The organism is Stenotrophomonas sp. YJH_SMC_101-4, assembly GCF_059370395.1.
This window is the reverse complement of the sequence record NZ_JCAFTP010000002.1, coordinates 744,556-767,968: the sequence shown is the minus strand read 5'-3', so window position 1 is coordinate 767,968 and position 23,413 is coordinate 744,556. Positions and strand designations below refer to the sequence as shown.

At 63.3% G+C, this 23,413-nt stretch carries 28 protein-coding genes and 1 riboswitch; of the genes, 11 read left to right on the top strand and 17 right to left on the bottom strand.

Annotated features, from left to right (window positions below):
• Positions 1-41 precede the first annotated feature (41 nt).
• Positions 42-482 carry a group III truncated hemoglobin gene (locus tag AC5P8D_RS09835; RefSeq protein WP_109813828.1) on the bottom strand — a complete coding sequence of 147 codons (441 nt, stop codon included), beginning with the start codon at positions 480-482 and terminating at the stop codon, positions 42-44.
• A 179-nt stretch (positions 483-661) separates the two neighbouring features.
• Here AC5P8D_RS09835 and AC5P8D_RS09830 point away from each other — a divergent pair, with 179 nt between their 5' ends.
• Complete coding sequence (locus AC5P8D_RS09830) at positions 662-949, top strand: hypothetical protein (protein ID WP_010486039.1); 288 nt, start codon at positions 662-664, stop codon at positions 947-949.
• Positions 946-1,995: a 4Fe-4S dicluster domain-containing protein gene (locus AC5P8D_RS09825; RefSeq protein WP_313412870.1), complete on the top strand. Its 1,050-nt coding sequence runs from the start codon at positions 946-948 to the stop codon at positions 1,993-1,995. The genes AC5P8D_RS09830 and AC5P8D_RS09825 overlap by 4 nt, the downstream gene beginning before the upstream one ends.
• A gap of 1 nt (position 1,996) precedes the next feature.
• Here the strand turns inward: AC5P8D_RS09825 and AC5P8D_RS09820 are convergent, their stop codons facing one another.
• Entirely contained in the window at positions 1,997-2,233 is a 237-nt protein-coding gene (locus AC5P8D_RS09820; protein WP_010486041.1) for a hypothetical protein, read from the bottom strand.
• Positions 2,234-2,586: 353 nt separating this feature from the next.
• On the bottom strand, positions 2,587-2,796 hold the full coding sequence (locus AC5P8D_RS09815; protein WP_010486042.1) for a helix-turn-helix domain-containing protein: 210 nt from the start codon (positions 2,794-2,796) through the stop codon (positions 2,587-2,589).
• Between the two features lie 111 nt (positions 2,797-2,907).
• Here AC5P8D_RS09815 and AC5P8D_RS09810 point away from each other — a divergent pair, with 111 nt between their 5' ends.
• Both AC5P8D_RS09810 and crcB read left to right on the top strand, forming a co-directional pair.
• Positions 2,908-3,309 carry a transcriptional regulator gene (locus tag AC5P8D_RS09810; RefSeq protein WP_010486043.1) on the top strand — a complete coding sequence of 134 codons (402 nt, stop codon included), beginning with the start codon at positions 2,908-2,910 and terminating at the stop codon, positions 3,307-3,309.
• A 22-nt stretch (positions 3,310-3,331) separates the two neighbouring features.
• Positions 3,332-3,395: riboswitch (Fluoride riboswitch) on the top strand.
• Between the two features lie 82 nt (positions 3,396-3,477).
• Entirely contained in the window at positions 3,478-3,870 is a 393-nt protein-coding gene (crcB, locus tag AC5P8D_RS09805) for a fluoride efflux transporter CrcB (protein WP_010486048.1), read from the top strand.
• Positions 3,871-3,874: 4 nt separating this feature from the next.
• On the opposite strand, the gene AC5P8D_RS09800 is transcribed toward crcB, so the two are convergent.
• The gene (locus tag AC5P8D_RS09800) at positions 3,875-4,708 is read right to left on the bottom strand and encodes an AraC family transcriptional regulator (protein ID WP_010486049.1); all 834 of its coding nucleotides are present in this window, start codon (positions 4,706-4,708) and stop codon (positions 3,875-3,877) included.
• Between the two features lie 134 nt (positions 4,709-4,842).
• On the opposite strand from AC5P8D_RS09800, the gene AC5P8D_RS09795 reads away from it, so the two are divergent.
• Positions 4,843-5,337 (top strand): DUF6265 family protein, encoded by a 495-nt coding sequence (locus AC5P8D_RS09795; protein WP_010486050.1) that lies wholly within the window; start codon positions 4,843-4,845, stop codon positions 5,335-5,337.
• Positions 5,338-5,355: 18 nt separating this feature from the next.
• Here the strand turns inward: AC5P8D_RS09795 and AC5P8D_RS09790 are convergent, their stop codons facing one another.
• Complete coding sequence (locus AC5P8D_RS09790) at positions 5,356-5,862, bottom strand: P-loop nucleotide/nucleoside kinase family protein (RefSeq protein ID WP_010486051.1); 507 nt, start codon at positions 5,860-5,862, stop codon at positions 5,356-5,358.
• Between the two features lie 261 nt (positions 5,863-6,123).
• On the opposite strand from AC5P8D_RS09790, the gene AC5P8D_RS09785 reads away from it, so the two are divergent.
• Together AC5P8D_RS09785 and AC5P8D_RS09780 are read left to right on the top strand one after the other, a co-directional pair.
• Positions 6,124-7,197 carry an alpha/beta hydrolase family protein gene (locus tag AC5P8D_RS09785; RefSeq protein ID WP_125438103.1) on the top strand — a complete coding sequence of 358 codons (1,074 nt, stop codon included), beginning with the start codon at positions 6,124-6,126 and terminating at the stop codon, positions 7,195-7,197.
• A 9-nt stretch (positions 7,198-7,206) separates the two neighbouring features.
• A complete protein-coding gene (locus tag AC5P8D_RS09780; protein ID WP_495203283.1) occupies positions 7,207-7,827 on the top strand; it encodes a thioesterase family protein in 621 nt (206 codons plus the stop codon).
• 15 nt (positions 7,828-7,842) lie between these two features.
• On the opposite strand, the gene AC5P8D_RS09775 is transcribed toward AC5P8D_RS09780, so the two are convergent.
• Together AC5P8D_RS09775 and AC5P8D_RS09770 are read right to left on the bottom strand one after the other, a co-directional pair.
• Positions 7,843-8,112, bottom strand: a complete 270-nt coding sequence (locus AC5P8D_RS09775; RefSeq protein WP_043402175.1) for a hypothetical protein — start codon at positions 8,110-8,112, stop codon at positions 7,843-7,845.
• A gap of 124 nt (positions 8,113-8,236) precedes the next feature.
• Positions 8,237-8,941, bottom strand: coding sequence for an ArsR/SmtB family transcription factor (locus tag AC5P8D_RS09770; protein ID WP_049413266.1), 705 nt, complete (start codon positions 8,939-8,941; stop codon positions 8,237-8,239).
• A gap of 105 nt (positions 8,942-9,046) precedes the next feature.
• Between AC5P8D_RS09770 and AC5P8D_RS09765 the strand changes: the two genes are divergently transcribed.
• Positions 9,047-9,688 carry a flavin reductase family protein gene (locus AC5P8D_RS09765; protein ID WP_197601745.1) on the top strand — a complete coding sequence of 214 codons (642 nt, stop codon included), beginning with the start codon at positions 9,047-9,049 and terminating at the stop codon, positions 9,686-9,688.
• Positions 9,689-9,692: 4 nt separating this feature from the next.
• Here AC5P8D_RS09765 and AC5P8D_RS09760 read toward each other — a convergent pair whose 3' ends face one another.
• Both AC5P8D_RS09760 and AC5P8D_RS09755 read right to left on the bottom strand, forming a co-directional pair.
• Positions 9,693-10,223: a GNAT family N-acetyltransferase gene (locus tag AC5P8D_RS09760; protein WP_239682786.1), complete on the bottom strand. Its 531-nt coding sequence runs from the start codon at positions 10,221-10,223 to the stop codon at positions 9,693-9,695.
• A 57-nt stretch (positions 10,224-10,280) separates the two neighbouring features.
• Positions 10,281-10,721 (bottom strand): GNAT family N-acetyltransferase, encoded by a 441-nt coding sequence (locus AC5P8D_RS09755; RefSeq protein WP_049455309.1) that lies wholly within the window; start codon positions 10,719-10,721, stop codon positions 10,281-10,283.
• Between the two features lie 57 nt (positions 10,722-10,778).
• Here AC5P8D_RS09755 and AC5P8D_RS09750 point away from each other — a divergent pair, with 57 nt between their 5' ends.
• Together AC5P8D_RS09750 and AC5P8D_RS09745 are read left to right on the top strand one after the other, a co-directional pair.
• Positions 10,779-11,237 carry an NUDIX hydrolase gene (locus AC5P8D_RS09750; RefSeq protein ID WP_029380061.1) on the top strand — a complete coding sequence of 153 codons (459 nt, stop codon included), beginning with the start codon at positions 10,779-10,781 and terminating at the stop codon, positions 11,235-11,237.
• Between the two features lie 215 nt (positions 11,238-11,452).
• Positions 11,453-13,300, top strand: a complete 1,848-nt coding sequence (locus AC5P8D_RS09745) for an AIPR family protein (RefSeq protein WP_301655183.1) — start codon at positions 11,453-11,455, stop codon at positions 13,298-13,300.
• A 101-nt stretch (positions 13,301-13,401) separates the two neighbouring features.
• Here the strand turns inward: AC5P8D_RS09745 and AC5P8D_RS09740 are convergent, their stop codons facing one another.
• Both AC5P8D_RS09740 and AC5P8D_RS09735 read right to left on the bottom strand, forming a co-directional pair.
• Positions 13,402-13,908: a hypothetical protein gene (locus AC5P8D_RS09740; RefSeq protein WP_495203282.1), complete on the bottom strand. Its 507-nt coding sequence runs from the start codon at positions 13,906-13,908 to the stop codon at positions 13,402-13,404.
• Positions 13,909-14,244: 336 nt separating this feature from the next.
• Positions 14,245-14,790: a hypothetical protein gene (locus tag AC5P8D_RS09735; RefSeq protein WP_301655181.1), complete on the bottom strand. Its 546-nt coding sequence runs from the start codon at positions 14,788-14,790 to the stop codon at positions 14,245-14,247.
• A 78-nt stretch (positions 14,791-14,868) separates the two neighbouring features.
• Between AC5P8D_RS09735 and AC5P8D_RS09730 the strand changes: the two genes are divergently transcribed.
• Positions 14,869-15,534: an SOS response-associated peptidase gene (locus tag AC5P8D_RS09730; RefSeq protein WP_301655180.1), complete on the top strand. Its 666-nt coding sequence runs from the start codon at positions 14,869-14,871 to the stop codon at positions 15,532-15,534.
• Between the two features lie 3 nt (positions 15,535-15,537).
• Here the strand turns inward: AC5P8D_RS09730 and AC5P8D_RS09725 are convergent, their stop codons facing one another.
• The 6 genes from AC5P8D_RS09725 to AC5P8D_RS09700 form a co-directional block, all read right to left on the bottom strand.
• Entirely contained in the window at positions 15,538-15,726 is a 189-nt protein-coding gene (locus tag AC5P8D_RS09725) for a hypothetical protein (RefSeq protein WP_336331291.1), read from the bottom strand.
• Between the two features lie 19 nt (positions 15,727-15,745).
• Positions 15,746-16,219, bottom strand: coding sequence for a hypothetical protein (locus tag AC5P8D_RS09720; RefSeq protein WP_495203281.1), 474 nt, complete (start codon positions 16,217-16,219; stop codon positions 15,746-15,748).
• Positions 16,220-16,435: 216 nt separating this feature from the next.
• Positions 16,436-16,669 (bottom strand): hypothetical protein, encoded by a 234-nt coding sequence (locus AC5P8D_RS09715; protein WP_329759741.1) that lies wholly within the window; start codon positions 16,667-16,669, stop codon positions 16,436-16,438.
• Positions 16,659-17,684 carry a hypothetical protein gene (locus AC5P8D_RS09710; RefSeq protein ID WP_495203280.1) on the bottom strand — a complete coding sequence of 342 codons (1,026 nt, stop codon included), beginning with the start codon at positions 17,682-17,684 and terminating at the stop codon, positions 16,659-16,661. The genes AC5P8D_RS09715 and AC5P8D_RS09710 overlap by 11 nt, the downstream gene beginning before the upstream one ends.
• A gap of 1,116 nt (positions 17,685-18,800) precedes the next feature.
• Positions 18,801-19,811: a hypothetical protein gene (locus AC5P8D_RS09705; RefSeq protein ID WP_171953913.1), complete on the bottom strand. Its 1,011-nt coding sequence runs from the start codon at positions 19,809-19,811 to the stop codon at positions 18,801-18,803.
• 10 nt (positions 19,812-19,821) lie between these two features.
• Entirely contained in the window at positions 19,822-23,412 is a 3,591-nt protein-coding gene (locus tag AC5P8D_RS09700; RefSeq protein ID WP_495203279.1) for a hypothetical protein, read from the bottom strand.
• Between the last annotated feature and the right edge of the window lies 1 nt (position 23,413).

Here is a 23,413-nt window from a genome sequence, read left to right as displayed (position 1 = left end):
GCCAGCATCGCGCCAGGCGGCCTGCGCCGCCTTGACCCAGATCAATCCTTGCCGGGGATCCCCAGCACCGGCAGGCCCACCTGCGGCCAGCGCAGCATCTGGTAGCGCTTCCAGAAGGTGTCACCGATGCGCGCGGCCACGTCGTTGGCCAGTTCCTGCATCGGCGGGTTGTTGCATTCGGCAGTGGTGATCCGGAACAGCACCAGCCAGCGGTCGAACAGGTCCTTGTCCAGCTCGATGGCCATGTGCTTGGACATCGGCGAGCCCTTGAAGCGGCGGGTACCGCGCAGCATCGCCGACCAGAAGTCGACCAGCTGCGCCAGATGCTCAGGCCAATCGTGGACGTGCGCCTCGAACACCGGTCCCAGCCGTTCTTCCTCACGCACGCGGGCATAGAAATCGTGAACCAGGCGGGTCACTTCCTGCTCGGTGCACAACCCGGGCGAGGCGACGGGGAGGACAGGCGGCGGTGTTGCGTTCATCGGGGTACCCAAAGCGTGCCGGCAGTGTGCCGCACCCAGGCGGCAGCGCCGTTGATCCAGATCAATGTCGGCGCAGTCCGCTGCACCTAGGCTGGCACGCTTGCAGGAAGCATGCCCTGCGGATGCCGCGCCAGCCTTGGCGAAGTATACGCGCCGCCCACTTTTCGATCCGGGACAGCATGAACAGACCTTCTCCCAACCGCCGCCAGAGGCTGATCCAGCAGTGGGGCGCCATCCTCTGGCCCAGCTTCATCGCCGCCGGCGTTGCCAGCGTGGTGTTCTTCGCCTTCGTCGATCCGTTGCGCCTGCAGGCCATCAGTTTCCCGGGCACGGCCATCAGTCGCGAACTGGGCTATACGGCGGGATTCTTCATGTTCTGGTCGGTGACGGCACTGTCCAGCGCGGTCACCTGGTACCTGCAGCGGCCGATGCCGAGCGATGACGACGACGAGCTGCCGCTGGGATGAGTACGTCCTGCACCCGGATCCCTCGTCCCTGGCACTGGCGCGGCACGCTCAGCGCCGCCTTGCTGGCGCTGTTCTACGCACTGCCGTGGCTGCGCTGGGAGGGTCGCCAGGCGCTGTTGCTGGACATCAACGCGCGGCGATTCGACCTGTTTGGCTGGACGTTGTGGCCCAGCGACGCCGGCGTGCTGATCGGACTGCTGGCGGTGCTGGCGGTGGGCCTTGCGCTGCTTACCCACCTCGCCGGGCGCATCTGGTGCGGCCATGCCTGCCCGCAGACCCTGTGGCGGCGCGCCTTCGACTGGATCGCCCGCAGCGCGGCCCGCATGCTGCCTGCACCTGCTGTACGCCCGACCACCCAGCTGGCCTGGGGGCTGTTGTCGCTGTGGACCGGGATCACCTTCGTCGGCCTGTTCAGCCCCATCGCCGAACTGGTGACCGCTGCGCCCCACGCCGGCTGGAGCCGCTGGGAAACCTTCTGGGTGCTGTTCTATGCAGCCGCGACCTGGGGCAATGCCGGTTTCCTGCGCGAGCAGGTCTGCCGTTCGCTGTGCCCGTTCGCACGCATGCAGCCGCTGCTGACCGATCCGCACACACCGCGCATGCTGTACGACGCCCGTCGCGGTGAGCCGCGCGGGCCACGTCCGTCCGGGCTTGGCGGAGTACTGGGCCGTGGCCGCGGCCTGCTCGACCCGACCACTGCGCAGGACTACGTATTCCGCGCCGCGCATCCGCTGCTGGCCGGACCGATGCCGACCTTCAGCGCCGACCGCCTCGGTGACTGCATCGACTGCGCTGCTTGTGTCACCGCCTGCCCGATGCAGCTGGACATCCGCCAGGGGCCGCAGGCCGATTGCCTGGCCTGCGGCGCCTGCCTGGAGGCCTGCGCACAACAACAGCACCGGGCCGGTTTCGGTCCGGGGCTGGTGCGCTACTGCAGTCCGCAGGCGATGGCTGGACAACCGAAGCGCCTGTGGCGACCCCGGACCCTGGCCCTGCTGTCCTTGTTGCTGGCGCTGCTTGCCTGCGGCGCCTGGCGCCTGCTCTGAATCAACGCGCCCCGTTGGCGTGCGGCGGCACAAGCTGCGCACGCCGGACGATGCCCAGCTGTTCGATGATCAGCGCCATTTCGTTGGTGACTTCGGTACGCTCGGTCCCCTGCGGGACCAGACGGTCCAGCACCTGCTGGTAGGTATCCCAGAACGCCGGACCGCATCCGTGTTTGTGGTAACTGGCTTCCAGTTCGCGGCGTACCCGTTCAGCCAAGCCATGCATGCCGTATTCCATACGACCTCCGTTGGACTTGTTCTGCATTGTTGACGGTCTACCGACTCACTTGCGTGCTACTGAAAGACTCCCAGGCTTCACGCTTGGTTGACTCCAATTAGTCATAGATTTCACGACAGGTCAATTACATGCAGCGACTTTCGTGATTGAAATTATTAATCGTTCACGAAACTACATACGGGGACCCGGCCCCCACGGATGGGGTGAAGCCGACAGTAAGCGGGACCCAGGGACCGACACCTCCAGTAGATGGCGCCGATTGTGATTCTCAGATCGATCGATCTTACCTATTTTGCTAAGCATACTTAGCAAAAGGCGCTTAGCGTGCTAGATGCGACAAAAGGCGGCGCAAGTCAGATGGATTCGCCCGCCGACGCTTCTGTCGTGGGGAACAGGTTCGGATAGCGCTGATGCAGGATGTATTGCCGCAGGGCCGGAATCGGGAAGTCCCTCGGCCATTGCGACACTGCGGAACGGCTTATGCCAAAGAAGCGTGCCAGTTCGGCGTCGGTGCGGAATCCCAGCCGGGTGCGCACCTGCCGCTTGCTCCAGAATTCGGTCACGGTCGGTCCTTCTGTTAACCAGACTGATTCTTGCGACAAGGCTTCTTCGCAATCCACGCGTTAAGCTGGCTTGCATAGATGAATACTCTCGGCCAACGACTCGCGGCAGCCATGAAGAAAGCCGGGCACCCACGCCCGGCCGATCTGGCACGCGCCGCCAAATCAACGACAGCAACCATCAGCAACTGGCTCAACGATCACGTGAGCGCCTCGCACGTGAAAGCCGAACAGCTGTTCCGCATCGCAGATGCGGCCAAGCTGGACGCCCGCGAGCTGCTGTACGGGGTCAGCGGGCTCGGCGTCGGTGAGCCCGGCAGTGCCTACATCCCCAGCCAGGCCCATCTGGATGTCTGGCAGGACGCCTACGAGCTGGTCAGCCATCTGGTGGCCGAGAACGGGCTGGAGATCGACCACCGCCGCCATGCGGCGCTGGATCTGCTCGCGTTCGAACTGCTGATGGATGGCTTCAGCCGCAGCAAGGTGGCTCGCGTTCTGACGACCTCGATGACGTGAATGCACCGCCGCTGGTAGCATGGACCGCGATGGGGATGGGGCTCCCCCGATAACCGCCTGAGAAGGCTGATGGCTCCTGCCAGGACGAACCCGGTGTTCGTCGACGGCAGGTCGTGCCTGCCCTCGGCGTTCGCCATTGACCCTGCGAACCCGCATTCGAGGCACGCCATGCAAGCATTGAACAATTATTTCCTGGTCTTCGTCGGCGGCGGCATCGGCGCCTGCCTGCGCCACGCCTGCAACCTGATCGGCGCGCGGGTGGCGGTCGGCAGTCCCTGGCCCTGGTCGACCTTCCTGATCAACATCAGCGGTGCGCTGCTGATGGGCGTGGTGGTCGAGGCCTTTGCCATGCGCAATGGCGCCTCGCCGCAGCTGCGCCTGCTGCTGGCCACCGGCATCCTCGGCGGCTACACCACGTTTTCCACCTACGCGCTGGAGATCGGCCTGCTGCTGCAGCGTGGCCAGCATGGGCTGGCGGCACTGTATGCCGGTGGCTCGGTGGCGCTGGGCCTGGCCGGTCTGTTTGGTGGCATGAAGCTGGCCCGGCTGGCGCTGGGCTGACCGATCAGGCCGCGCTGGCCCGCGCCTGCCCGCGCCATTCCCGTGGCGACTGCCCGGTATGCGCCTTGAACGCGCGCGACAACGCCGCTTCGCTGCCATAGCCCACTTCGTCGGCGATCCGCTTCAGCGGCCGCCCCTGCCGCAGCGCCTGTTGCGCGAGCCCAACCCGCCACCCCTGCAGGTACTGGCCTGGCGTGGTGCCCATCGCCTCGCGAAAGCTGGCGGCGAACACGCTGCGTGACATGCCGGCGACCTCGGCCAGGTCTTCCAGGGTCCAGGACTGTGCTGGCGCTTCATGCATCGCCACCAATGCCAGCCGCAGCCGCGGATGACCCAGCCCGGCGAACAGGCCGCCGCGCATCTCGCCACCTTCCATCAGCTGGCGCAGCACTTGGATCATCACCACCTCGAACAGCCGGTTGACCATCGCTGCCCGCCCGCAGCGCTGCTCGAACGCCTCTTCGAACAGCAGTTCCAGCGCCGCATTGCCTCCATACAGGTCGGCCAGCGGCAAGCAGATGAAATCGGGCAGCGCAGCACTGATCGGATTGAGCCGTCCGCCCTCGAAATGCAGGTTGGCGCAGGCCATGTCGGCGCCCTGCTGCGGGTCGGTACTGAAGCGATGTGGCATCGGCCGCGGATACAGCAGCAGGCTCGGCACTTCGACCTGCACGGTCTGCTGCCCGTGACTGACCTGCAGCGGCCCGCGCCGCACCAGGTGCAACTGACCCGCCTCATCCTCACCCTCCAGCGTGTTGATGCCGCACAGCGCGCCGGCATGGAACACCGAAGCCGTGACCGCGAAGCGTTCAAGAAGGATGGCGAGGCGGTCGACCATGGCGGGACTCCGGGTCAATCAAAAATGGCTCAATGCGACAGATCGTATCGGAATCAGCACTGGAAGGGACGGCACTGGCCGCGTGATCCCCCGGGCGCTATACAGGCCGCACATTCCCGCGCATGGAGGCACCGATGTCTCTCCGCATCGCCTTGGCCCTGTTGCCGCTGCTGCTCGCGGCCCCGCACGCACTGTCCGCCTCACCCTCGAAGATCGAACACCTGGCCTGGCTGGCCGGTTGCTGGCAGCTTGATGGCCAGCCGGCCGGTGCCGGCGAGCAGTGGTCCATCCTGGCTGGAAACACCCTGTTCGGCAGCAGCCGCACCCTGCGGGATGGCCGCACGGTGGGCTTCGAGTTCATGCAGCTGCGCCAGCACGATGATGGACGCCTGGTGCTGACCGCCCTGCCCTCTGGCCAGAACGCCACAGACTTCAACGCCACCCGGGTCGATGGCAATGAAGCCGTGTTCGAGAATCCCGCCAACGACTTCCCGCAGCGTATCCACTATCGGCGCCTCGACGACCAGCGCGCGCATGCGCGCATCGAGATCGCGCAGGACAATCCGAAGCAGGCAATGGACTTCCCGATGCATCGCGTCGCATGCGGTGGACCGGTGCCCGCGACCTGACCGGCACCGCGCCCAGTCCTACGCCGTATGGCGGATCACCACGAAGCCCTCTTCCGCGGCCGGTGCCACGAAGTGGCGGGTGATCTGTGCGAACTCCTCGTCGCTGGCCTGGAACGGATGCTCGCCGAGTGCATTGCGCGCGCGCAGCCGCGCCTTGCAGACGTCGTCGGCAACATCGAGGAAATGCAGTTGATGTGCAGCGCCAGCCGGCGAGAACACTTCACGTGCCCACGCGCGGCTGGCTGGCGTATTGAATGGAAAATCGAGCACCACCGAAACACCCGCCTGCAGCAATGCGCGCAGATGATCGGCCAGCACAGTGCGCAACGTGGCTGCGCGCTGCAGATAGTCGGCAATGGAATGGATTTCGCCCGGGTACAGCGCCGCCAGCCATGCGTCTTCGCTGATCAATACGTGGCGCGGCGCCAATGCCAACTGCTGAGACAGGGTGGATTTGCCGGCACCGATCTTGCCGCACACCAGGTGCAGGGTCGGCGCAGGGTCGTTCGATGAAAAGTCGTGCATCTGCGTTCTCCTGGGTGGATTCATCTACCCGGGAGAGCGCTGCGTGCAGCCCGCCTTCCCGGGCGGGCTGCATGGCCGTGACGACCGCGCGCTACCCCGCCTTCCCGTGAGGAATGCGGATAATCGACGCGGTGCTGTGCAGGGCCATGCCGCCAGCGTAGAGCGCCGCCTGTTCGGCCCGCAACCCCCTGCGGCAGTGCAGCGCGCGCAACGTTTCGTTGGCATCTATGCTCGGCGCCATTCCCGCATGGAATGACCCCGATGCGTCCCTTGCTTCGATGCACTGTTGCCCTCTGCCTGCTGCCCTGGATGACATCGCTGGCTGCACCGCCGACGGCGGCACGCATGCTCAGCGGCGAACTGCAGGGCGCGCCCTGGCGGTTGGATGTACCGGCAGACTGGAACGGCGACCTGGTGATGCTGGCCCACGGCTATGAGCCCGTGGGCGTGCCGCGCACCACGCCGATGGCCGCCAACGACAGCACGGCAGCGCTGCTGGGCGCCGGTTACGCCGTCGCGCAGAGCGCATACTCCAGCCAGGGCTGGGCGGTGACCGATGCGATTACCGATACGGAACGCCTGCGCCAGCAGGTAGTGGCTGAACTCAAGCATGTGCGCCACACCTGGATGCTGGGATTCTCGATGGGCGGTGCCGTGACCATTGGCAGCCTCGAGCGCTTCCCGCAGCACTATGCCGGTGGCGTGTCGCTGTGCGGTGCCAATCTCAGTGGCGAACAGATCGCGGCCGACCTGCTGACCACGCTGGTCGCGTTCGATTATTTCTTCCCCAAGGCGAAGGGGCTGCCGGGCACCGGGTTGGCATCGCGCGAAGCCGCCGCGCTGCCACAGGGCGAGTTGTACCAGGGCATCGCCAATGCACTGCAGCACGATCCATTGCACGCCGCGTTGCTGGCGCAGCGGCTGCAGGTCTCCGCTGATGCACTGGCCGGCACGATCAGCCTGCATGCGCTGGTCCTGCATGAACTGGCCACGCGCAGCGGCGGCATGCCGGTCGGCAACCTTGGTGTGGTGTACAGCGGATTCGGTGACGACGCCGCGTTCAATGCCGGCGTGCAGCGCATCGATCCCGTGCCTGCGGCGCAGGCGCATGTCCGCAATGCGCTCGCATTGACCGGCGCGGTGAAGCGACCGCTGGCGATCCAGTTCAACCACAACGACCCCACCATCGTGCCGCACATGCAGGCGGTGTATCCGCAGATGGCTGCACGGGCTGGCGCGCGACCATTGCCGCGCGTGCTGCCGCCAGTGGGCGAAGGGCATTGTGGCTTTTCGGAAGCACAGGTGGTCGACGCCTTGAAGGCGGTACAGCACTGAGACCACCGCGTGCCGCAGTTCATCAGGGACCCACCCAAAGGACTGCTCGGTACCATTCCGATCGAAGCGATGGAGGCCGACGTACAGGTGCTGCGCGCTGGTCGCACCATCGAACTGGTCGAAGCTACGCTGCGTCATGACGATCGCCCGGCGCTGCGCGTGCGTGCATGGTTGATGCGCCCGAACGATACGCAGGCCATCGCCGGCACGCCGATCGCTGCCATTGCACCGCCGGAATCAATGCCCGCATGGGATCCAGGTACGGCCTGCCCAGGCGGATTCATCAAGAGCGTGGAGATCCGCCGGCACGATCAGGGGCCAGGCCGTGCCACCTACTGGGCGCGCGCGAAGCATGCGCTGCTGGACGGCGAGCCGGTCAGTCCACTGGCCCGTGCCGCCACCCTGTTCGATCTGTCCAATGGCATGGCCGTGCGCGCCGATCCGAAGGAGGTCGCCTTCCCCAACCTCGATCTGACCGCGCACCTGTTCGGCATGCCCGAAGGCGAGTGGCTGGGCTTCGATACGTCGGTGTCGTTTGGCCACCAGGGTCTCGGCTTGACCAGCACGGTGCTGCACGATGCACGCGGTCCGATCGGCATGCTCGGCCAGGCACTGACCGTGCGCCCGTGATCCCAACGGGCGGCGTCAGCCGCCCAGCGTGCCCATGGTGAAGGTGTAGCCGGAGCTCATCAGGAATTCGCGCATGCGCATTTCGGCGCGCCGCGGTGAGGCCAGGTTGGCCGGGGCGTACAGAGCATAGACCAGGCCCGATCCTTCGATATGCTCGCGGCGGACTTCGCAGCGGGCGGTTTCCGAGGCAATCACCCATCCGTCTTTCAGCCGATCCGGTCCGATGGATTGCCCGTTCTTGAGCCGAAAGGTCAACCAGCGCACATCTGCCATGATTTTGCTCATTTCCGATTCGCTCCGTGCCGCAAGCGATCCGTAGTGTCCTTGCTCGCCATTGCAGCTCCCTAAGACGTGGAACTCGACCATAGCGCCTTTCCATGTCGCAGGTGGCTGAGACTGACCGCAGGGCTCAGGTCGCCAGGGTGAACAGCCGCCACAGTGCCTCGCGCCCCGGCGGAGTCAGGCGTAGTTCGCGCCGGCCCTCGACGCGTCGGAGCCAGTCGTTGCTCACGAAGCTGTCCAGCATCGCCTCGCCGACCAGGCCCGCCAGATGTGGACGCCGCTCGGTGCAGTCCAGGCACCCCCTGCAATAGCGTGCAGGCTTGACCGTCACGGGAAGCCGCAACAGTTCAGTCAGCGGCTGGCCAAGCTCCCGCAGGAACGCTGCACCCTCCACACTCACCTGCCAATGCCCCTCGTGCGGGACCAGGTGTCCTGCCCCCAGCAAGCGGTCGGTGATCGCCACTGCGTGCACGCCAGCCAGATGCCGATAGCAGCTCCGCGCCTGACGCAACGCCGGCATGCTGCGTGATGCGGAAACCGTGCAGGACGGCGTGCGGTCGGCAACGCGCAGGATGCCCTCCAGCATGTCGGCAACCTCGTGCGAGGCCAGCCGGTGGTAGCGGTGTCGCCCCTGCGCGACGGCGACCAGCAGATCGCCCTCAATCAGCCTGCGCAGATGCGTGCTCGCCGTCTGCGGTGTCACTCCGGCCACACGAGCCAGCTCCGTCGCGGTATACGCACGCCCATCCATCAGCTGCAGCAGCATGGCCGCGCGCGCCTGGTCACCGACCAGGGCACCGACGCTGACAAGGGAACCGGAGGTGTGGACCATGCCCGCATTGTGGCACGCCGTTGCGCGCCGACAGTTCGATGCAGGCCGAAGCATCGGCACCCGCTGCCACGGCACAGTGGACACCCCGATAGCGCAAGGCCTGCCGTGAAAGCCGCTCCGATCCCCCGCCGCCGCATCACCCCTTCGGTCCTGTATCCCGGCACACCGGTGCTGCTGATGACCACGCTGAACGACGATGGCAGCAGCAACATCAGTCCGTTGTCTTCGTTCTGGGCCTTGGGCAACCGGGTGGTGCTGGGCCTCGGCGTGCAGGGCCAAGGCTATCGCAACCTGCAGTTGCGCAACGAGTGCGTACTGAACTTCCCCTCATCCGCACAGGCCGCACAGGTCGAGGCCATCGCGCGGGCGACAGGCTGCGATCCGGTGCCCACTGCCAAACAGGCGATGGGCTACGTGCACGTGCGCGACAAGTTCGCGCTGGGTGGATTCAGTGCAGTCGCCTCCACCCACGTCGCGCCAGAGGCGATTGCCGAGTGCCCGCTGCAGGTGGAAGTCAGCGTGATGGCGATGCACCCGCCCGGCGAGGATGACGGCCAGGGCTTCGTGATCGTTGAGGGACGGATCCGTTGCGTGCATGCGCACGAAGCGATCACCGTGGCGGGCACCCAGCACATCGACGTTGCGCACTGGAAACCGCTGATCTACCTGTTCCGCCACTACCTGGGCGTAAGCGAACCGGTCGGGCGCAACTTCCGCGCGGAGACGCCCGTGGGGGCTTCTGTCTAGCTCTCTAGACCGTTTCGCCCTGCAGATCGAGCAAGGCCGTGGTCCAGCGGCGCTCCCCCAGCGCGGCCACCATGCCGCCTCGATAGACGAAACGGCGCGCGTGACCGTCTTCGATGAAGCAGGTCTCGTTCTGCATTGGCACATAGCCCGCAGAGGCGTAGTGCCGATGATCCAGGGCGAACAGCACGGCGAAATCGATACCGCGTTGGCGCAACTTGGCGTGCGCAGCTTCGATCAAGCGTGACGCGATGCCCTTCCTGCGAACGTCAACGCGTACCACCACGCCGCCGATCAAGCCTATGCGTTCCGGCTCGCCGTCCAGCAATACGTTGCGTTCGTACAGTGCGAGGTGGGCGACCACCTGATCACCTTCCATCGCCAGGACCAGAGCGACCGGCCCCGGGATGGCATAGCCGTCGCCCTGCATGTCCGGGAACGCCTCGCGGAGCAGATCCTCCGCTTGGTGACGGTGATCCGGCGCCACGCGCTCCCTGCTGGATACCTGAACGTGCATCGCCCTGTCTTCCTGGAACATGTGTCCAGCCTCATCGTGCCACGGAAACATGACCGTGCCCGCGGCAACATTTCACCGTCAGTGCAGCGAGATCCAGTACGAGACGATATCCGCGTAGCTGCCCGCGCGTTTGACTGCCCGCGGCTCTGTGCCAACTACGCTGAAGCCCAGCGATTCATACAGCGCGCGCGCAGCCGCGAACGCTGCAAGAAGAAGCTGACGGGCGATGCCCTGGCCACGATGGCCAGCACCCACGTGGACACTGTGCACTTCCGCCGTATGCCGTCGCGCCATCCGCATCGGGCGTACATAACGCAGGAAGCCCGCAAGCATGCCGTCGATGGAAGCGCCGAAGTAGCGCGTACCGGGATCAGCAAGCTGGGCGCGCATCACCTCCGCCGAGTCATTCTGCGCCTCGGCCAGCGTGGACAGGAACGCCGCAGGCGACTCGCAAAGCGCCTGCAACCGCGCTTGCCAGAGAATCTCGGCGTCTTCAGCGCTGAGTTGCCGGATAAGCATGCGACACCCTCGTGAAGCTGTTGATGCACAGGTGCCCAGCGTAGCGCGGGTCCACTGATGCGGCGTGCATGCAAGAATGTGGAACGTCCTTTTTCATTCTCCTTCTCCGCCATGACTGAACTGCAGATTCCCCGCGTTGGATGCGGCGCCGTCGTCCGTGATGCCGACGGCCGCATCCTGCTGATCCAGCGCGGACGCGATCCGGAGCGCGGGCATTGGGGCCTGCCCGGCGGCAAAGTCGACTGGATGGAAACGGTGGAGGCCGCCGTGGTCCGCGAAATCCGCGAGGAAACGGCGCTGGAAGTGACGCTGCTGCGCCTGCTGTGCGTGGCCGATCATTTCGAGCCTGCGCTCGCGCAGCACTGGGTCGCGCCGATCTTCGAGGCTCGGGCAGCTGCGGGTGCCGAGGCCTCCATCCAAGAGCCGGGGGTTCAGACCGGGCTGGGCTGGTTCGCGCTGGATGCTCTGCCCCAGCCGCTCACGCAGGCCACGGTGCAGGCGCTGGCCCGGCTGTAGCGGGTATCGATCCGGGCGCGTGCCGGTATCCAGGCAAACAAAAAGCCCTGACCGAGGTCAGGGCTTTTCAATTGGAGGCCTCAAGCGGAATCGAACCGCTGTAAACGGATTTGCAATCCGCAAATAAGACCGCAAATTCATTGACTTAAATGACACTGACACCCGTACCGCCACCCATAGCAGCATAAGCGGGATGTCATACAATCGAAGTCCGCTTGTTCACCTTTGTAGAGATAGGGATGTCTAAACTTCACACTTCTCAGATTGCGACACGGCTGAAGGCCACGTTTGGCACCGCGCTGAATCCTCATGGCGAGCTGAACGACGATATGTTCCTGAGCCGCGCCTTGGCAGCTCATGCAGTGCAGATGGCAACTGACTGCTCTGTACAGGACGCGGTCAAGAGTATCTGGGACGGGCAAGACGATAACGGTATCGACGCAGCTTATTATGAGGCTGACGAAGCGAGAGTGATCTTGGTTCAGTCCAAGTGGATACATGCGGGATTTGGCGAACCGGCCGCCAAGGACATTGGGTCCTTTATTAAGGGCGCTTTCGACCTTATTGAAGTTAATGCATCTGGCTTTCACGCGCGCTTGGCGTCCAAGGTGGCCGATATTACCAAGCGACTCCAAGAGCCAGGAACCACTATCCACTTAATTGTCGTCTCAACTGGAGCGAGCGTCCTATCACCCCCGGCTACCGCGCATATCACCAGGTTTGAGGAGGAGGTCAACTCTGGTGGAATTACCCCGATCGCAAGTTCTTCCACCATCGGGCTCAAAGAGGTTTACAGCTCTATCGCATCTGACGGGGCGAGAGGGAATGTGTCTCTCGATTGCCAAATGCTTCATTGGCATTTCGTCAGAGAACCGTACCCCGCGTACTTCGGACTGGTTGATGGACTAACGATTCGTCAGTGGTGGAAAGACCACGGCAAGCGACTGCTGTCCTCTAATATCCGTCATTCCTTGGGGACCACCGATGTAAACGCCCAGATCCGTCAGACTGCGGAGGATGCACCGGAACGTTTCTGGTACTTTAATAACGGAATCACCGTCATCGCGGAGAACACTTCGCAGGCACCAGCAGCGGGGTCAACGCGGGATGCAGGCGTGTTCTCGCTGCTTGGAGCGTCAATCGTGAATGGCGCGCAGACTGTCAGCACCTTGGGCCTCATAGAGGACGAGGCTTCTCTTGGCAAGGTTCGGGTTTCTGTAAGAGTAATTCTACTCAACCATGCGCCAGATAAATTTGGCGAGGAAGTGGCCAAAGCAAACAACCTGCAAAACCGTATTGAACCGCGCGACTTTGTTGCACAAGATCCTCAGCAGCACCGCCTCCGAGAGGAAATGGCGATGGAGCACATCGACTATCAGTACATGCGTAGCGATGAGTATTCTCCCTCGGCCAACAGCTGCGACGTCCTTGAAGTAACGTCTGCCCTAGCGTGCGCACTAGGTAAATCAAACTTGGCAGTCCAAGTCAAAACGGGTCTTGGCCGTTTTTACGTAGACCTTACCAAGCCGCCATATACCACGATTTTCAATCCCGGAACCACAGGCTCGCGCGCGTTTAATGCTGCAATCTGCCTAAGAGCAATTGACGCTTGGATAGAGAGCACCAAAAGCCAGTTACCCAAGAAGTCAGGGCCGAAACATGGTGTTCTCGTGCACGGAAACCGTATATTGGCGAGCCTTGCTTTTGCACTTCGACTGGGAAAGCACCTAGACAAGCCAGTCAGCGATTTCAATGCACTAGCACCACATGTCGGCCCATCTTTCCGGGAACTCATGGAAGCGCTAGCAGGCTATGCGGAACAGGTCTTGCAGAAGGATTACGAGGGGCGACACTTGGCTATCCTCTTCAAGAATCCATCAGAATCGGGCAGCGTTTTTGACGCAGTGATGGCTCACGCAGCAAAACACAAGTTCAAGGTGCCAGTAGGCACGCCTGAGCCATCCACACCAGCTACGCCGATTGTCAAAAAGGTAGCAATACCTAAGCGCAAAGCCGCCAAAAAGGCAGCGAAGAAGGTCGCCACCCCGGCTCCACTCATCTGAGGCACGGGATGGCAGGGCGGGGCTGGAGAAATCCAGCCCAGTCCCAGACCAGGCGCACTGCGATGCTACTTCACGTGCATCCCATCATGGCGGCATGCTGACTATCGATGACGCAGCCGCTGCAGGCCTTCTCTCAACCACGCCTTGCGTGCGTCCCTCGGGCGGGGCTTCGTCTCTACCGGCGGCGTGCGCGGCTCCAGCGCCGCCTTGATCCGCTCAATCTCTTTTGCCCCAGCCTCGGCCAGGCGCCGGACCTGTTGCTGCTGCTCGCGCGTCGGAGGCAGGCCAGGCGGTGGCGGGGGCGGCTGGATCGGCGTGCTATCGGTCAGCCGGGCGACGGCCTCACGCAGCGGCAGTTCGGGATAGAGCCTGGCCGCGCACCAGCGCTCGGCGTAGCGCTTCGCCTGTCGAACGTTGGCGGCGCGGACTTGCTTCACATGCCACATCTTCTGGCCTTCCATCCAAAGGCGCACCCCGGGGCCGCCGTCGGGCGTGACGCTGGCCGTCTCGCGTCCGTTGTACCAGAGCGCCCAGCGCTCGCCTGTCTGGACCCAGCCAGAGGGGATCGGGGCGGTGCGGAAGCCGTGGTAGCCGTGGGAGGAACGCATGGCCGGAAGAATACGACCGGCCGTCGCAGATCCTGCGAACGCGGCAGCGACCTGCCTGAATCGTTCGAGGAAGGAGTTGTTAAGCGCTGCATCGGCGATTTGACGAAATCGTCAATTTGCCCGAATCGGAGAGTCGAGCCTGACTCGACTCTATGCCGGCATGGCGCTGCTCACGCGCCCCCGGGTTGAGCTGCCTGCGGCCCCGGATCCGGCGAAGTGAGGATGCCCGACCTCCCCGGCTGACACCATCGGGCAACTTCGCTCTGTTGGGTCGGGCTGCACCTACATGCCGGGAAGGTAGGAAGCTCTGAAAGAACCCGAGGCAACGTTCGAAGCCTATTCCGCCTCCGGATGAATCGTCTCAAAGCGCCCTTGGGAATGCAGCTGGTGATCAGCAGGGGAGAGACCATAGAGACCGGATAGGTGATTCATTAGCCCCCGGAACCTATCCCTTGCGCCTCCAAGCCACCCCCCAGCCAGCGTGTTCAACCAAGGCGGATTCACCATCTCCACAAGGAGCTTTTCCTCGGCTTCTTGACGAGTTGCACAGACAGGCCCCTCGATTACCTCAGGCTTCCCATGGGCCAATTTGTCGCGAAGCGTGAAGAGCTGATTGGCGTACTGTAAAGGCTTGCTTCCCCAATCAAATTCCTTGCCTGCATGCAAATGCAGAACTTCGACCTTCTTCCTCCAGGGAATGCGCTCGATCTGATCCCAGAACTCAATGTTCCTGGCGCCCAAGGAGTTTAGATACGCCTCCACGGTGAAAGCCATAAACACCACGACCGGCAGCAGTTCCGCTGGCGAATGTACCCTCTTCTCCAGCTGCGAAATCATCAACATCAGGGCTTCGTAGGCTTTTCCCTGTGCGGTGAATTCCATGTATGGCTTGAACTTCTCCGTCCCCATAGCTACCCGGAATTGTCAGTGGCGTCACAGCCGTAAGGGTACATGCTCCATATGTGCGGCCGATTCGTCCAGCTCCCCGTAATCGACTTCGGCCAGCCGGGGCTGGCTGACCTTGCTCCCGGCCTGGCCGAGATCCAGCCCAGCTACAACCTTGCGCCGACGCAGCGCGCATCGGTGATCCTGGACCGCGGCGAAGGCCGGCAGGTAACTCGGCTGGCGTGGGGCCTGCTGCCGTTCTGGGCCAAGGCCAAGGGCCTGCAGGGTTCGACCATCAACGCCCGGATCGAGACGGTGGCTACCAAGCCGGCGTTCCGGTCGGCCTTCAAGAAGCGCCGGTGCGTAATCCCCATGTCCGGGTACTACGAGTGGTCGGTCAGCCCCGAGGACGGCAAGAAAGACCCGTGGTTCATCCACGCGGCGCAACCGCTGCTGGCTGCAGGTCTGTGGGAGGACACCAGCCCCTTACTACCCGACGGGAACCTTGGCACCTTCACCATCATCACCGGCGACAGCAGCGGTGTCTCCGCCGACATCCACGACCGCATGCCGGTATGGCTGCAGGCCGGCCAGATCGATGAGTGGATGGCAGTCAGCCCCGACGATGCCATGGCGATGCTGCTGGCAAGCTCGCCTCCGTCCATGGAGGCGTACAGGGTCGGCCGTGCCGTCAACACGCCACGCAACAATCGCGAGGACCTGCTCCAGCAAGTTGCGTGACGTCTACAGCAGGGTGGCCTTGCTGTCGTCCCAGCTCTTGATGATCAGCTCTCTGAATTTCTTCCCTCTCCCCTGCCCGTCGCCGATGGTGTAGTCCAGCTGCGGCGGCACCAGGTCGAAGCCGGCGAACACATCTCGGACCTGAGGGTGGTAGTTGGTCGGGACCACGAAGCGCCCGGCCGAGATGCGCATCAGCTCTCTCAAGGCATCCTTACAGCTTTCCGAACCAATCAAAGGGAGACGTAATAACATCCCGCTGAACTAGCGCAAACAAGGCCAAGAACAATCCGGCCAGACGACACCCTACAGACGCCAAGTTTTTCGCTGGAGCCCCCTTCCAATCCAGCAGATCAACAGTACATTGCCAAACCACTACTGTGACGAGGAGCAAGGCCAGATAGACATCAACTGGAAAGCTACGAAAGAAGCCTTGGAGATCCCGCTTCATCCAAATTGCCGCGCCAAGCCATGCAGCGATCGCGACGCAACTTAGCCCAACAAAAAGAGGTTTCAGCACGTTGTCGGCAACTATACTAAGGTGGCGGTGAGGTTTGACTGCACTCTCGACCGGCTTAGCCGACCGCCCATTTTTCTGGTTCGCCATTAGCTTCCTTCTTGCCTGATAAGATTTTATTTGATTCGAGCTCTTAAGCAGTTTCTTCGGCAGCTTCTTCCGCTTTTTCATCGACATTCCATTGCATCGCTCGGTGTTTGGACTCTACACGGACCGCCGAGAAAGTGGTAATTCCAAAAGCTCTTCTTTCAATAGTCCGACTATCGAGGAAGACAATCCCGCCGCTCTCGCGAGGGGACAGGGCCACGGCCAATGCCAAGCGCTGAGACTACCCGTATTGCGGCGCCGCCTGGATGCTTGCCGGCATCCGGGCAGCGCCCAGTTTCGTCAAACGATCAATTCATAGAGCGGCAGATTCGGAGCAGCCTCCACCAACCTGCCTCCACGCACCCACACGTTGTAGGGCGGTGCCAGCTGCAGTTGGCCGAAGGCGCGCATCTGCACGCCGTCATAGGTGGTCAGGCTGCTGGTGCCATCGGAGTTGTGCGCAGTGACTGTGGCGATCAGCCGCGGGCTGCCGCCAACCAGGTCACCGAATTGATCCCACAGGTCAGTCCGCATCGGTGTAGTGCCTCTCCAGGATTGCTGTCTGCTCAATCACCACGGCCCTGTCGTCTGCAGACACTTCGATCCGCAGCGACTCGCACTGGCCGTGCCAGGTGCCATCGGCACCCATCACCTCAACCAGATCCAGCGGCAACAGCAGCCCGACCTCCCCGGCCTTGAGCGGCTGAGCGAACAGCGGCACCGTCATGTCGACGGCCGCCTGCTCTCCGCGATCGCACAGGATGTTCCTGCCCCGCTCCGCGCCCGCCGCCGGCACGGTGATCAAGGGGCTGCTGACCTGCTGGGCATAGAGGCGCCCCTCCTCTCCCGACTTGCGCACCTTGCACGTGACGCCCTTGCCTGCCAGCTCACCCGTCACCACGACAGCGTCGTACAGCGGCGCGCTACGCATCTGCAGGCTTTCAGTCAGCACGATGTCCTCCTGCAGCACATGGTCCGGCGGAGTGGTGCGCCAATCCCAAGGACTGGCCGGATAGGCAGCGCGCACACGCATGGCGAGCGCGGCGGGGTCCGACTGCACGACACCGCCGCTCGCCTCGGCGAGCGCGCTGATAGCGTCTAGCGGCGTGCTGGCGTCATAGAACCAGGCACCTGCCGGCACGTTCCAGTCAACAGTGTCGTATTCGCTGGTGAAGCCGGTATCGGCCAGCTCCTCGGCCACAAGCTGCGCCATGCTGCGCTCTTCCGTGGTGGCCTTCACCCGAGCTGGCGCGTACGGCGCGGCCAGGAGCGCGGTGCGGGAACGGCCGCTCAGGCGAACACCACCACCATTGAATTCCCTTTGCTTCTGGAAGCTCTCGATGATGCCCGTCCAGACGTAGCCATTGAGATTGACCTCAAACTGCCTGGGCCCCGCAGCGGTGGGCTTCAGCAATGCGAGTTGCTGCGGATCGGCCAGCTCGATGTCGAACGTCCATCCCCACGTGCTGCGACTGGAGCTGAGCGAGATCTGCGTGACCTCAATGGGAGTGCGATCCGGGAGGCGAACAAGAGAGACCGTGTTGATCACGACATAGGTCCTACGTTGAGGGCGCACCACATAGCAAGCGGCAATGCCAAGATTCAGTGGTGCCAGGCCCGGGAAACCGATCACCGGGCAACCAAGATTCAGAGCGACCCGATCTCCCTTGGGAAAGGGGCTTTCCGGCTCTGGATCTGGCCCAGGTCCGGGCGTGGGGCGCACACCCCACGGGATGCCCTTTGCGGGGCCCCAAGGCAGCCGAGTGTGACGATTAATCAGATCTGGGTGTCGCCATCTGGCAGATAGTTGAGCAGTGATTGCCGGGGTACTCCCCCTCCATGACAGTCTGCTCGCCCGGGAAGCGCGGTCGAGGAATCGCCAGCCAACCGTAGACCCGGCTGACACGATGCCCGGTTCCATGTGCCACCGGAGACACAACTGCGCTAGCGCCAGGCCGAGGGAGCCCCACCCCACAGAGCAGGCTGCTGCCACCGATCCCGTTGCCTCCCGCCACACCAACTGGCGCCCTTCCTGCAACCAAGGCGAAAGATCCCAGGTCAGCCTCGATGACTGACGTGCGGACAACGCCTTGCCCCAAGACGTGTGCACCGATTGGGTCGCCGACGCCGCTTGCCCCCAGCCAACCCGGATCGCACGGCGCAGAGTGTCTGCCGAAGCCCAGCGAACGGATGCGGAAGCTCGGACTCCACGGACAACAGGCTCAGGTGCGTCGTCATCCCAATTGACACCCAGGTTCAGACTGACAGCTCGACCAAGACGCGGGTCTAAAGGACCAAGGTTCAGCCCGACGAAGCGCCCAAACTGCTCCAGGACACGGTCAGCCATCGACGACAGGCCTCACCCAGTCCTGTAGCGCTCCATTGTGCTCGCCCCGATCATCCAGCCCGATCACCAGGTAGTCCCTGCGAGGATCAAGACCACCCACCCTCCACGTTCCGTCTCCCTTAGATCGAGTCGACGCAACAACCAAGAGAGATCGCCTATCGACTACTACAACACGTCCTGCCGCCGGTGCATTCATGATGCGAAACCTGCCGTCACGATCAGGGTGCTCCTCAGTCGGCGCTTCACCGGCAAGATAGCCTCGCCCGGCGATAGCAAACATTGGCACCACCCCAAATCGGCCAACCCTCATTGCGTTGCTCACCACCAGCCACCTCCCTCCAAAAATAGGAGCTGCCCGATGTAGTCACCGGCGAGAGAACCGGATGCGAACGCACTCGCATAGTTCACAGGTATCAGACCACTTGCATCTGATAGATCTGGGGGAACGGGCTCAGGGACAAGATCGGTAAAAGGCCTCACATGCACTGGAATAAGCATGCCCGGCAACTCACCGCGAGGACGCGCATTTCCCTCCATGATTACAGCCGGCATGTACAACAGACCTTGCGTAACCGGGTTTGGATACACCGATACCCTTGAGGCCACCGTGTTCCAAGGACGGCTCTGTGTGGAGCGATCGCCGCCAAACAGAAATGCAGGTACAGCTTGGAACGCAGAATCAAAAGAGCTCGGCAAATACAGCGCCGGACGATTTGAATCAACCGATGTCAGAGTGTTAGCGGTGGAGAATATCCACCCATCAAAGTTCTCAGTACCAGTGTACGTCGCCAAGCCGTTGATACCCACACACCATGCCTGCGAATCGCCAGGCTTGTACGATCTAAAATCACCGAAGAAGTATGGTGCACGTTGATCAACCGGGTTTGCTGGGCCAGGGTTGATGAAAAGATAGAAACATCGGGAATCAGCAACAATGACCCAGCGCACCGAGGCACCAGACAACTCCCTCGACTTTGCAACCACACTCCCATTTGCAGCTTGACTCGGCTGGGGAGTGGGACTATCCCCGTCACCAAATGAACGGAGAACGTCATAACCGCGAACCGTTGCAAAACGTGCAGTTCCTACCTGAGCGGAGTCATCTACATCCAGATAGAAGCCTGTACCGGCAACAGGATCGTTGCGGTAAGCCCGCCGATTTGTAGCCACCAGCTCGCGCGTCCACCCCGCACCCGGCTTTGCTGTCGCCCCTACTCCATATCCATCAACAAGGACTGCGTCCAACAACGCGGTAAGGCTGCCAACTTGCCCGCTCAGCTGAGGAGCTCCCGCGTCTGTGCTTTTGTAGACCGAAGGTACATTCGACACACAACTCTCCTTAAATGTTTCCTACAACCTGCAGACGGGTCGAGTCGGTCGCCCCCTCGGGTGTTCCCGGCAACGTCGTGCGAATCATCCACACTGGAGCCAGACCGCCCACGGTGTTGAACCGCACCACATTGTTGGTCGACCAACCACCGCCCCACCCCTCTTTCCGCATGCGGAAATAGGGCTGCCCCGTGCGCGGGTTTACCGGCGCAAGGTCCGCAGTCGTGTTCCCCGTAGCGATCACACCGACCGTCTCACCGATCAGCTCGAACTGCGTCGCGGATGTGAACCGCACAGCCCAGCGCTCAGTGATCGCGTCAGCATTGGTCACCACCAGCGGGTAGTCGGTGTCGTTGTAGGTACCAGGGGCCACGCTGCCGGACGGCGCATCGGCCCATACGTTCGACCAGGCAGCCTGGTCAAACAGGTTGACCACCCGCGCCTGCAGATCCAGCGAGCCATTCGCCTCGCCCAGACGCAGGGCAGTGCTGATCATCGCCTCACCCTCTGGATAGTCATGGGTCAGGCCTGTGTTGATTTCGATCTCGCCTGTGATCTGCGGCTGCACCACCAGCCGCCGATCCTCAACGCGCTCGCTGATCGTGATGGGCAGCGTGTAGGCAGCAAGGTTCAGCGGATCACTGAACTTCAGCGTGCCCGCGTCTAGGTCAGCCACGAACCACGCCGCATCCACCGGCGCGCCCAGCGAATCCCTGACCTCGATGGCCGCAACCCGCCCACGGCCGAAGGAAACGGTCTGGTTCGCCTGGGGCGAGGCCACCACATGCTTAGCGGTGTGGTGGATCAGGACCGTCTGCCCTGGCTTGAAGGCCGGGGCGCGCCCGTCGCTCGGGAGCCGCACCGACGACAGGCCGATGACGACCTCGGACAGCGGAATCGAGCGGTAGACGACCGCCCCCATGTAGATGGAGCCGGCCAGCACGAGCGCCGGGCGCCAGATCCGGTCACCTTCCACCAGATCTGGATCAAACCAGGGCTGCCCCTCGTTGCCGGCCACCGGCACCAACTGGCCGAACTGCACCTTGGCGACGCCGCTCTCCCAGTCCACCGTGCCGCGGATCTGCGCACCGGAGATCACGCCATTAATGTCAGCCGTGGCCGTCAGCAGCTCGCCGTCCAGACGGTTGGCACGCAGCGTGAACATCCCCGGCCGCAGTGGCGAGCCCGGCGCGCGGAAGAAGCTGTTGGCAACGCCCGGGTCACCGATACGCGTGAGCAGAGACTGAATCTGCACGCTGTTGGCGCCACCGGCCAGCCATTGGATCAAGCTCACCACACCAGCGGTGTAGTCGATGGTGCCGGCGTAGACACCCGCTCCGGTCAGAGGATCGACCGTGTGGTAGAGACCGCCACTGCGGTCCACGTAGGTCCGACCACGGAAGCTGAACCTGACGCTGCCAGGCACGATGCTGTCGCTGATGGTCGGCGTCAGCTGCAGGGACACCGGCGGCAGTGGTAACGATTCTTCGGCCGATTCCGTACCCGCACCGGCCAGCGTCCAGCCAACCGAGACGAGCGTGCCTGGGGAGAACTGCGCCAGCACGTCCACGCGGCCATAGCCCACCACCTTCAACCGCCCCGAGCGCAGTTCGTACTGGGGGTAGGACACCTGACGAACCATGAACTTTCCAGCCTGCAGGCTCACGGCGCCGGTGCTGTAGTTGATGGCTCCCAGCGCAGTGGTGGCGGCGGTGTCCCCCACCGAGACCGCCACCAGGTTGCCGTTGCCGTCGTCCTTGGCGATGACGCGCATGGGCTGCGGAGCGGAGGCCAGATCGTAGGCGTCCCGCATGACGGTAATGACCCAGTCCAACATCACCGAGCCCGGCTTGACCGGCCCCTGCGGCAGCGTGAATGACACCAGGCCGTTTCCATCCGGCACCGGTTGCGGCGCGGCATGGAGCGGCTCACCCCAGTCGTAGTTGACCGCCACCTGGCTATTGGCGTCGGGCAGCGTATCCAGCTGCAGCAGGCACTCGCCCGTTGCATAGGCGACCGAGCCGCGAAGCTGTCCGGCGATGAGCAGGCCACCGACGCCATTGTCGACCACGTTCACATCCGCGCCGCCCACCCGCACCGTCAGGCGCACGGTCCCGGGCGCGGCACCGGCATTGCCCAGCATGAACCGCAGTGCGGGTGGCTTGATGTTGGTGTCGCCCGCACGGGCCTCGGCAATGATCGATGTGCCCCAAGCACTGATGATGCTGCTGTCCAGGTCGGGCAGCGCACCGGTGGTCAGCACCAGCGAGCCGGTCATGTAGTTGATGGTGCCGCTGCCCTGCCCGGGCTTGCCAACGAGCTGGCCACGACCGTTGTCGGTCAGGCGATACCAGCGGCCGAGCGCGCGGTAGTCCACCACGACAGTGCCAGGCGCCGGCAGCGGCTCCAACTGGGCCAGCCAGACCATGCCCTGGTTGTTCTGGGTCACCCCGATCTCATCGGTGAAGCCTTGCATGGGGATGGTGCCGGCCGGGGTTGCGGTGATGTTGATGCTGGTACTGCCCACGCCGGTGGAGTGAACAAGCGATACCGCACCCGTCTGGTAATCGACGGAGCCCGTCCACGGCGTGACCGCTGCAGAGGCCAGGCCGCCGGTGCCGTCATCCGTCAGCTCGATGCTGCCCACCAGCACCTTCACGCTTCCGACAGCCATCCCGGTACCGAGGAAGCGAGTGACCGCAACACCCGCCGCGAACGTGCTGCTGAAACTCAGCGCTAGGCTGTTGGCCGGCCCCGAAGGAACGTGGCTCAGGGTACCCATGCCAGCCAGAACATCGCTCACGGCGGTCTCTGCGGTGGACGTGGGGACAATCGGCACATAGGGCGAGTCGATCTGCACAGACAGGTCACCCGGCTTCCCAGCAGCGGTAAGCCGCTTCACGCTGTGGTAGCTGGTGGCGTCGACAACGTTGGTCTCATAGACGCGGGTAGCCGGCTTCGTGGCCGAGTAGCGGATGACCTCCTGCCCGTAGAAGTTGAGCAGGAGCGCATTCACCAGCTCGATCACCAGCACATCGCGCTCGAAAGCGCCTTGGTCATCGGTGAACGTCCGCGTAGTCCGAGAAAGCACATTCTTCACCCGCACGTATTGCTCGCCGGGATCGCGGCCCGAGGCACCCAACGTCAGCAGGCTCAGGTTGTCGTTGATGTCCGGGCTCGGCGCATCCTTGGTGGTGTAGACCTGGATGGTCATCTGGCCGATGAAGTGGTCACCCAGCAGGATGAACCGCGATTCAGTGCCACGTGTGATGTAGCTCTCCACCCGGTTCTTCGCGTCCAAGCGCACATCGCTGTAGGAGCCGGTAGCGAACATGGTCACGGTCACGCGCGGATCGGATGGCGGGTCGATCAGCACCGCGATCGCATCCTTCAGCACGTCCGCGCCGGGCGTGTCCACGTGCACGAACATCTTGCGCAACGTGGAACGGCCCGTGGTCCGCTCTTCATCACCAATGTCGGGGAACAGGTTGTTCATGGCGCCGTCGAAAATCTCGGCCTGGACCATGCGGCCGCCGCCATCGGAGTTGTCGGTGAGGCGCTGCGACTGGCGCATCTTGATATCGGTTGCAAGGATCGTCATT

What these genes read in the sequence shown, in the direction of transcription:
- AC5P8D_RS09835 (WP_109813828.1), bottom strand. Translation starts at nt 482, where the DNA reads ATGAACGCAACACCGCCGCCTGTCCTCCCCGTCGCCTCGCCCGGGTTG.
- AC5P8D_RS09830 (WP_010486039.1), top strand. Translation starts at nt 662, where the DNA reads ATGAACAGACCTTCTCCCAACCGCCGCCAGAGGCTGATCCAGCAGTGG.
- AC5P8D_RS09825 (WP_313412870.1), top strand. Translation starts at nt 946, where the DNA reads ATGAGTACGTCCTGCACCCGGATCCCTCGTCCCTGGCACTGGCGCGGC.
- AC5P8D_RS09820 (WP_010486041.1), bottom strand. Translation starts at nt 2,233, where the DNA reads ATGGAATACGGCATGCATGGCTTGGCTGAACGGGTACGCCGCGAACTG.
- AC5P8D_RS09810 (WP_010486043.1), top strand. Translation starts at nt 2,908, where the DNA reads ATGAAGAAAGCCGGGCACCCACGCCCGGCCGATCTGGCACGCGCCGCC.
- crcB (WP_010486048.1), top strand. Translation starts at nt 3,478, where the DNA reads ATGCAAGCATTGAACAATTATTTCCTGGTCTTCGTCGGCGGCGGCATC.
- AC5P8D_RS09800 (WP_010486049.1), bottom strand. Translation starts at nt 4,708, where the DNA reads ATGGTCGACCGCCTCGCCATCCTTCTTGAACGCTTCGCGGTCACGGCT.
- AC5P8D_RS09795 (WP_010486050.1), top strand. Translation starts at nt 4,843, where the DNA reads ATGTCTCTCCGCATCGCCTTGGCCCTGTTGCCGCTGCTGCTCGCGGCC.
- AC5P8D_RS09790 (WP_010486051.1), bottom strand. Translation starts at nt 5,862, where the DNA reads ATGCACGACTTTTCATCGAACGACCCTGCGCCGACCCTGCACCTGGTG.
- AC5P8D_RS09785 (WP_125438103.1), top strand. Translation starts at nt 6,124, where the DNA reads ATGCGTCCCTTGCTTCGATGCACTGTTGCCCTCTGCCTGCTGCCCTGG.
- AC5P8D_RS09775 (WP_043402175.1), bottom strand. Translation starts at nt 8,112, where the DNA reads ATGAGCAAAATCATGGCAGATGTGCGCTGGTTGACCTTTCGGCTCAAG.
- AC5P8D_RS09770 (WP_049413266.1), bottom strand. Translation starts at nt 8,941, where the DNA reads ATGGTCCACACCTCCGGTTCCCTTGTCAGCGTCGGTGCCCTGGTCGGT.
- AC5P8D_RS09760 (WP_239682786.1), bottom strand. Translation starts at nt 10,223, where the DNA reads ATGTTCCAGGAAGACAGGGCGATGCACGTTCAGGTATCCAGCAGGGAG.
- AC5P8D_RS09755 (WP_049455309.1), bottom strand. Translation starts at nt 10,721, where the DNA reads ATGCTTATCCGGCAACTCAGCGCTGAAGACGCCGAGATTCTCTGGCAA.
- AC5P8D_RS09750 (WP_029380061.1), top strand. Translation starts at nt 10,779, where the DNA reads ATGCGGCGTGCATGCAAGAATGTGGAACGTCCTTTTTCATTCTCCTTC.
- AC5P8D_RS09740 (WP_495203282.1), bottom strand. Translation starts at nt 13,908, where the DNA reads ATGCGTTCCTCCCACGGCTACCACGGCTTCCGCACCGCCCCGATCCCC.
- AC5P8D_RS09735 (WP_301655181.1), bottom strand. Translation starts at nt 14,790, where the DNA reads ATGGAATTCACCGCACAGGGAAAAGCCTACGAAGCCCTGATGTTGATG.
- AC5P8D_RS09730 (WP_301655180.1), top strand. Translation starts at nt 14,869, where the DNA reads ATGTGCGGCCGATTCGTCCAGCTCCCCGTAATCGACTTCGGCCAGCCG.
- AC5P8D_RS09725 (WP_336331291.1), bottom strand. Translation starts at nt 15,726, where the DNA reads ATGCGCATCTCGGCCGGGCGCTTCGTGGTCCCGACCAACTACCACCCT.
- AC5P8D_RS09720 (WP_495203281.1), bottom strand. Translation starts at nt 16,219, where the DNA reads ATGAAAAAGCGGAAGAAGCTGCCGAAGAAACTGCTTAAGAGCTCGAAT.
- AC5P8D_RS09715 (WP_329759741.1), bottom strand. Translation starts at nt 16,669, where the DNA reads ATGCGGACTGACCTGTGGGATCAATTCGGTGACCTGGTTGGCGGCAGC.
- AC5P8D_RS09700 (WP_495203279.1), bottom strand. Translation starts at nt 23,412, where the DNA reads ATGACGATCCTTGCAACCGATATCAAGATGCGCCAGTCGCAGCGCCTC.